The organism is Streptosporangium sp. NPDC001681, assembly GCF_040298085.1.
Lineage (GTDB): Bacteria > Actinomycetota > Actinomycetes > Streptosporangiales > Streptosporangiaceae > Streptosporangium.
In genome coordinates this window covers 19974-27536 of record NZ_JBEOZN010000128.1, presented here as the reverse complement: position 1 = coordinate 27536, position 7563 = coordinate 19974, and the positions used below count along the sequence as shown (strand labels likewise).

The following is a 7563-nucleotide window of genomic DNA, read 5'->3' as shown; positions in this document are numbered from 1 at the left end:
CACCACGACCCCGAAGCGGGCACCGCCGTCTGGTTCCACCTCCCAACCAACGAAACCAACAAAACCGACCGAGCCAACGAAACCAACAGAACCGATGGAGCCAACAGAACCGACGGGCCTGACGGACCCGGCGCCTTCTCCAGCTGACCCACCTGACCGAAGCCCCTCTCCCGAGGCGTACCCCTCCCTCCGGTCACCGTGGTGGTTCGAGTCGCGGTGTGCCTGTCCGGCTGGACCACGGCAGAGGAGTGGAGTGAGGTTCCCTCCGGTCACCGTGGTGGTTCGAGTCGCGGTGTGTCCCATCAGGCGACCACACTCGCCCCCGAGCCAAGCCATAACCAGCAATGACAAGCCGCAGCAAGCCGACCAGCGCCAGCGAATCACGACGGGTCCGATGAACTACAGGGAGCCCCCTGCGCTCCTTCCCGCACCGCTGCTTCAGCTACGGCGATGGCCCCAGAACGCCCCCCGTACGGATTGCTTCAGCGTCCAAGAGTCCGATGGGCGGCCCGCAAGGAAGCGACTACGGTCCGCAGGCCGTACGGCGAGACAAGGAGTGCGCGGAGGTGGGTGGGTGCTCCGGGCGGCTTATAAGAATCCGCAACCACCGCGCCCGCCAGGCCGAAGGCCTGAACCCCCAGACCCGCCACCAACAACGGCCGCCCGGAGCACCCACCCACCGGAGCGCGAACGCGTCCCCGCAAGAGAACGCGTCCCCGCAAGAGAACGCGTCCCCGCAAGAGAACGCGTCCCCGCAAGAGAACGCGTCCCCGCAAGAGAACACGCCGGAACCCCCCGCGACGCCCCGGCCAGAAAATCAGATCATCACATGCGCGTCCGGATGCCCCACGAAAGAGAACTGCGCGTTCCGGGTGAGCTTGATGTCGTCGGCCTGCCAGGTGTGCATGCCCGCGTCGCCGCTGCGCCAGTAGACGAAGTTGAACCGGTCCGCGGAGTAGATCTTGACCCGGTCCTCCTTGAGCCGGCGGACCAGGCGGGTGTCCTCGCCCCGGGTGACGTCCTCGAAGCCGTAGTGCCGGAACATGTCCGCCCTGCCGAGGAAGGTGCCGCCCTGCACCAGGAAGGCGTAACGGTGCTCCAGCCCCGGCAGGCGCAGCATCGTGGTGTTGCTGCCCTCGAAGTAGGCGTAGTGCGCGCCCTTGCCGACCAGTTCGGCGTCGGAGTAGTCGAAGGCACGGGCCAGGTCCGACAGGTAGTGCTCGCCGTACAGGTTGTCGTCGTCCATCTTGGCGATCAGCTCGCCCTCCGCGGCGGCGATGCCCAGGTTGAGGCAGGCGCCCAGCGACAGTGACGAGTCGGCGGGCAGCACCACGACGTCGGTGATCCCGGCCATCCGCGCCTTGTCGGCCACCACGACGGGGTCGATGTCCAGACCGTGCAGGACCATGACGAGCTGGACGGGGCGGTGGATCTGCTTGGCCACCGAGGAGATCGCGTGCTCGATCTGGGCGGCCCGGTTGGTGGGCAGCACCACCGAGATCGACCGGGTCCGCCGCTCCACCGGCTTGCCGAGGATCTCCAGGATCTGGTCCACCCGGTGCGAGAACAGGTGCTTGTCGAAGACCTCGCGCATCGCCAGGTGTCCCTGGCGGGCGCGGAGCTCGGGGCTGTTGATCAGGTGCAGGACCTGGTTGTACGACTCCAGCTCGTCACGGGCGATCGGGATCAGCGACCCGAAGGTCTCCTCGATGGCCCGCGACCAGCCCGAGACGACCGACGTCGCGCAGGCCGACAGCTCGAAGACCCGGCGGGCGCACATGGTCGGCGAGTCGAGCACCGAGTTCACGTTGAGGAAGACCTTGTACATCTTGTACGCGGCCAGCATCTGGTCGTACGGGAGTTCGCCCACGATGTGCGGGACGTACTCGGCAGGCCAGGCGTACTTCTCGTCCACGGTCCCGTTGCGCGCGAAGATGTGCAGGCCGAGCTCGCGGATCGGGGCGAGGACGGTCTCCATCTGCTCGCGGCGCTCGGGGTGCTTGTCCCTGAAGTACATGCCGGCGAAGACCACGTCGTTCAGGCGGCCGCGCTTCTCCTGGATCGGGTTGTGCACCCGGGGCTGCGCGGCGAACTGCAGCACGTCGACCCGGTCGTGGCCCAGCACCTCGCGGTAGCGGGGCACCATGTCGCCGTCGCAGGTGAAGACGTAGTCGAACAGCTTGGCCGTGTCGATGAAGAAGTCAAAGTTCGGCGGGTCCTCCTTGTTCCAGAAGACCGTGGGGATCCCCTCGACGCGGCACCAGTCGATCAGGGCGCGCAGCTCGGGCTTGGGGGCGTTCGTCCCGGTCATCTGGTAGCGCCAGCGGCCCTGGTTGCCGTGCCAGGCCGACTCCACGAACAGCAGCTCGGGACGGCGCTCGGCGAAGATCTCCGGCCAGTCGCGGAGCCCGAACTCGATCTGGTCCCACTCGTACTTGAACGCCATCCGGGAGAAGTCGTCCAGGATGACCGCGACCTTCATGTCCGGACGGACGATCGGACCGGCCGGCCACTTGACCTGCGGCACGTCGACCACGGGCCCCTGCTGGTCGAGCTCGGCGACCACCTCGGTCACCGGGCGGGGCGGCTTGGGACCCTTGCGCGCCTGCATCGCGGAGCGCAGCCTGCCCGGCAGCGCGGTGACCCCCGACCCCTTGGCCGCGGTCAGCGCCTCGGCCACCCGGTACGGGCGCTGCACCTTGGTCGACTCCAGCTTCCACTGCGCGTAGTCGGCCTTCGCCTCGGCGATGGCGAGCCGCCGCTCAAGGTCCCGGACGCGCTCCTCGAAACGCTCGACGACCTTGCGCTCCTCGGGCAGCCAGTTGATCGGCCCAAGACGCTGGAACTTCGGCTCTTCGGGGGTCTCTTCGCTCATGGGGGATCGCCTTTGTCCGGGGTCGTGCCAGGCTACGGCCTACGCCGTACCGAAATAGCCGTTTTAAAGGGATTTGGGCGGTACGGCTTGCCCAGCCGGGGAGAGGTTGCCGCCGCGCAGCCAGTTCTCGATCACCCGGGCGATCCGGGGACCGGCCTTGCCGTCCCAGAGCGGGGGCAGCTCACCGGCAGGCGTCGCCGCGCCGTCCGCCAGTGCCAGGTCGGCGGCGGCGGGCAGCTGCGCGGGGGTGACCAGCCGGTTGGTGCCGTGCGTGATGGTGATCGGCCGCTCGGTGTTGGGCCGCACGGTGAGGCAGGGGACGCCCAGCATGGTCGTCTCCTCCTGCACGCCGCCGGAGTCGGTGACCACCAGGGTCGCGCCCCGCACCAGCGACAGGAAGTCCACGTAGCCCAGCGGATCGACGATGCGCAGGTTCTCGGTGTCCACCAGCCCGGCCTCGGCCAGGCGGGTCCGGCCGCGCGGGTGCAGCGGCACCACGATCGGGAGGCGCTCGCTCACCGAGAGCACCGCCTCGACCAGCTCCTTGGCGGAGGCGGGGTCGTCGACGTTGCCGGGACGGTGCAGGGTGGCCACCCCGTACCGCTCGGGCAGGCCGAGCCGGGAGCGGACCGGGGCCGGGTCGAGGTGGTCCAGCGCCGAGAACAGGCTGTCGATCATCGGGTTGCCGACGAGGTGCACCCGGGCCGGGTCGACACCCTCGGCGGCCAGGTAGGAGAGCGCGTCGGGAGAGGTGGCGAAGAGGATGTCGGACAGCGCGTCGGTGACGACCCGGTTGACCTCCTCCGGCATCTCCCGGTCGAAGGAGCGCAGGCCCGCCTCCACGTGCGCGGTCGGCACGTGGAGCTTGGCGCACACCAGGATCGCGGCCAGCGTCGAGTTCACGTCGCCGTAGACGACGACCAGCGTCGGCCGTTGCTCAAGCACCACGTCCTCAAGGCCGACGAGCAGCGCCGCCGTCTGGCGGGCGTGCGAGCCGGAACCGACGGCCAGGTTGGCGATCGGCTCGGGGAGGCCGAGGTCGGCGAAGAACACGTCCGACATGAGGGCGTCGTAGTGCTGGCCGGTGTGGATGATGCCCTGTCGCACGCCCAGTTCGGCGAGCGCGCGCACCACCGGAGCGGCCTTCACGAAGTTGGGCCGCGCGCCGAGCACGTGCAGGACAAGGGGATTCTCGGGGCCCTGAGAAGCGCCCGGACCGGCAAAGTCCCTCATTGACCTCGCCTTTCATGCGGCAGTGGGGCAAACCCTGCCTATGGTACGGTCACGGCGTGGTATCCGATGCCAACAGGCCAGACTCCCCCTCGGTTCCCGCGAAGCCCTCGGCTCCCGAGAAGCCCTCGGTGCCGGCGACCCCCGCCACATCGGTGACGCCTCCGGCCGCCGAGCCCGGCGCGGAGCCGGTGGCGACCTCGGGCGCGGCGACGACCCCGGAGCCGGAGACGACCTCGGCCGTGGAGATGCCTCCGGCCGTGGAGGTGCCCACGGAGCCCGCCCCGCCGCCGAGTGCGGAGACGCCCCCGGTCGTGGAGACCCTCCCCGGTTCGGACACGCCCCAGGCGTCGGTGACGCTCCCCGCTCCGGCGACGCCTCCGGCCGAGGAGAAGGTCCCCGCGGAGCCGGTGTCACGGGCCCCGGTGTCGGCGAAGTCGGCCAGGGCCGGCCTGCGCGGGCTGATCAGGGGTTTCGTCCAGCATCCGGTGATCGTCTCCCGGGTCGTGGCGACAAAGGTCAAGTCCGACCCGGTACGCGTGGCGCAGGCGGCGGCCGAGACGCTCCCGCCGAGTGTCCGTCCCGTCGTGGGCCGGTTCGCCTGGCCCGTCGCGCGCCGCGCCAAGATCGTCGTCCGCAAGCTCGGCATGCGCATGGTGAAGGGCCCGTGGACCGAGGCGAAGGAGCACTTCGACGCCGGCCGGATGAGCGAGGCCGCCGAGGTGCTCCAGGCCCACACCCGCTACCCCTTCATCAAGCGCCGGGCCGCCTACTACGCCGGAGAGCTGGCCGCGATCCAGTCGAACCCGATCCCGCCCAAGGCGAAGGTGATCGTGGGTGAGCGGTTCCACGGCCGGGTGCTGCACTGCGTGACCAACGCGCTGCCGTACACGCAGGCCGGATACACGGTTCGCACGCACCGCATCGTCACCTCGCAGAAGGCCGCCGGGCTGGATCCGCACGTCGTGACCAGCTGGGGCTGGCCGATGATGCAGGGCCACGCCGACGCGACGCCGTACGAGGAGATCGACGGGATTCCCTACCACCGGCTGATCCCGAGCGGTGAGGTGCCCTTCGAGAGCCAGGGGCGGATGATCCGGGGCGCCGGAGAGGTCACCGAGCTGGTCAGGACCCTGCGTCCGCAGGTGCTGCACGCCGCGACCGACCACCGGAACGGCTCGGTGGCGCTGGCGGTGCGCGAGCGGACCGGCACGCCGATAGTCTACGAGGTCCGGGGCTTCCTGGAGGAGACCTGGGCCTCCCGCGACCCCAAGCGCATCGGCAGCCAGCGGCACGTGCTCCAGCGCGACCGCGAGGCGTTCATCATGCGCTCCGCCGACGCGGTGGTCACCCTCGCCGAGACCATGGCAGCCGAGATCGTCGAGCGCGGGGTGCCGAGGGAAAAGATCTACCTGGCGCCGAACGCGGTGGACGACTCGCTGCTCAGTGCCGAGTACGACGGTGCGGCGTTCCGCGCCGCCTATGGCATCGAGCCCGGCGACATCGTCATGGGTTCGGTGTCGAGCATCGTGGCCTACGAGGGCTTCGCCACCATGATCAACGCCGCCGCGCTGCTGCGGGACGAGGGCGCGCCGGTCAAGATGCTGCTCGTCGGCGACGGCGTGGAGCGGGAGGCACTGCTGGAGCAGGTCAAGGAACTGGGGCTCGGCGACATCGCGATCATGCCGGGACGGGTCGGCCCCGACGAGGCACTGCAGGCCCAGTCGGCGATCGACATCTTCGTCTGTCCCCGGGAGGACCTGCGCGTTTGCCGACTCGTTACGCCATTGAAACCGGTCGAGGCGATGGCTCTCGGCAAACCGGTCGTGCTGAGCGACCTGCCCGCTCTGTCGGAGCTCGTGGGCTCCGATGGCGCCGGGCTTCTGGTGCCGGCGGGAGACCCCGAGGCCCTGGCCAAGGCGATCGCCGGACTGCGTGACGATCCGGGACGGAGGGCCGAGATGGGTGAGGCTGGACGGGCAGAGGTGGCCGCGAAGCGTACGTGGAGCCGCATCGCGGAGACGTACCGTGATATTTACCGATCGATTGCCGGTTAATGACCTTGTCATGGCACCGGGGATACCTGCCGTTTGTGATGCGTTCAATCGCATTAGGCGTAGCTCGTTCGGACTTGAGATAGCCTTTGCGACCATGAAGTGTTGTTTCCGGCGTTCCAAGGTCATCCAGTGACTGCCTACGACCTGGCCATCATCGGTCTGGGCTACGTCGGCATGCCCCTGGCCAAGGAGGCCACGGCAGCCGGTCTGCGGGTCGTCGGCTTCGAGGTCGACCCCGGCAAGATCGCTGCTCTCAACGCGGGCAGGTCCTACATCGACGACCTGACCGACGCCGACCTTGAGCACATGCTGGCGGGGGGATTCACCGCCACGGGGGACGAGTCCGTTCTGGCCGACAGCCGGACCATCGTCATCTGCGTGCCGACCCCGCTCGACGAGGACCACCGCCCCGACCTGTCCGCGGTCGAGGGCGCCACCGGCACCGTCGCACGTAACCTCCGCGCGGGCTCGCTGGTGGTTCTGGAGTCCACCACCTGGCCCGGCACCACCGACGAGGTCGCCCGTCCCATCCTGGAGGAGGGCTCCGGCCTCACCGCGGGCACCGACTTCCACCTCGCCTTCTCGCCCGAGCGCATCGACCCGGGCAACCCCAAGTACGGCCTGCGCAACACCCCGAAGGTCGTCGGCGGCTACACCTCCGCCTGCAAGGACCGCGCGGTCGGGTTCTACTCCCAGTTCATCGAGCAGGTCGTGCCGGTCAGCGGCACCCGCGAGGCCGAGATGGCCAAGCTCCTGGAGAACACCTACCGCCACGTCAACATCGCCCTCGTCAACGAGATGGCGATCTTCTGCGACGAGCTGGGCGTCGACCTCTGGGAGTCGATCGAGGCCGCCGCCACCAAGCCGTTCGGCTTCCAGAAGTTCCTCCCCGGACCAGGTGTCGGCGGTCACTGCATCCCCGTCGACCCGTCCTACCTCTCCTACACGGTGCGCAAGCTGGGCTACCCGTTCCGCTTCGTCGAGCTGGCTCAGGAGATCAACGAGCGGATGCCGTCGTACGTGGTGGCCCGCGTGCAGCGCCTGCTCAACCGGCACAGGAAGCCGGTCAACGGCTCCAAGGTGCTGTTGCTCGGTGTCACGTACAAGCCCGACATCGCCGACGAGCGCGAGACCCCGGCCCTGCCGGTCGCGCGGGCGCTGCGGGAGCTGGGCGCGGAACTGGTCTTCGCCGACCCGTACGTCAAGGACTGGCGGGTCGACGGGGTTCAGGTGCCGCGCGAGGAAGACCTCGCCAGGGGAGTCGTCGAAGCCGACGTGACGCTGTTGCTCCAGCAACACGCCGCCTTCGATCTGTCGATTGTCGAGGACCAAGGCAAGCTCGTGCTCGACACCCGAGGCGTGCTCGCCGAGGGTGAACGCGTCGAGCGGCTCTAGCGACGA

The 7563-nt window shown here is 69.2% G+C and carries 5 protein-coding genes; 2 read left to right on the top strand and 3 right to left on the bottom strand.

The features are described 5' to 3' along the window. Positions 1 to 817: 817 nt before the first annotated feature. From ABT130_RS38380 to ABT130_RS38370, 3 genes are all read right to left on the bottom strand, one after another. Positions 818 to 2875 carry a glycosyltransferase family protein gene (locus tag ABT130_RS38380; RefSeq protein ID WP_350923023.1) on the bottom strand — a complete coding sequence of 686 codons (2058 nt, stop codon included), beginning with the start codon at positions 2873 to 2875 and terminating at the stop codon, positions 818 to 820. A gap of 63 nt (positions 2876 to 2938) precedes the next feature. Beyond that, positions 2939 to 4108 (bottom strand): non-hydrolyzing UDP-N-acetylglucosamine 2-epimerase, encoded by a 1170-nt coding sequence (wecB, locus tag ABT130_RS38375; protein WP_350964110.1) that lies wholly within the window; start codon positions 4106 to 4108, stop codon positions 2939 to 2941. Between the two features lie 49 nt (positions 4109 to 4157). Further along, the gene (locus ABT130_RS38370) at positions 4158 to 4628 is read right to left on the bottom strand and encodes a hypothetical protein (protein ID WP_350964108.1); all 471 of its coding nucleotides are present in this window, start codon (positions 4626 to 4628) and stop codon (positions 4158 to 4160) included. Between ABT130_RS38370 and ABT130_RS38365 the strand changes: the two genes are divergently transcribed. Continuing rightward, positions 4612 to 6162 carry a glycosyltransferase family 4 protein gene (locus ABT130_RS38365; RefSeq protein ID WP_350964105.1) on the top strand — a complete coding sequence of 517 codons (1551 nt, stop codon included), beginning with the start codon at positions 4612 to 4614 and terminating at the stop codon, positions 6160 to 6162. The genes ABT130_RS38370 and ABT130_RS38365 overlap by 17 nt on opposite strands. A 129-nt stretch (positions 6163 to 6291) precedes the next feature. Beyond that, the gene (locus ABT130_RS38360) at positions 6292 to 7557 is read left to right on the top strand and encodes a nucleotide sugar dehydrogenase (RefSeq protein WP_350923014.1); all 1266 of its coding nucleotides are present in this window, start codon (positions 6292 to 6294) and stop codon (positions 7555 to 7557) included. Positions 7558 to 7563 lie beyond the last annotated feature (6 nt).

Bases quoted from the DNA above. Each gene is read 5' to 3' on its own strand.
- ABT130_RS38380 (WP_350923023.1), bottom strand. From the start codon at position 2,875: ATGAGCGAAGAGACCCCCGAAGAGCCGAAGTTCCAGCGTCTTGGGCCG.
- wecB (WP_350964110.1), bottom strand. From the start codon at position 4,108: ATGAGGGACTTTGCCGGTCCGGGCGCTTCTCAGGGCCCCGAGAATCCC.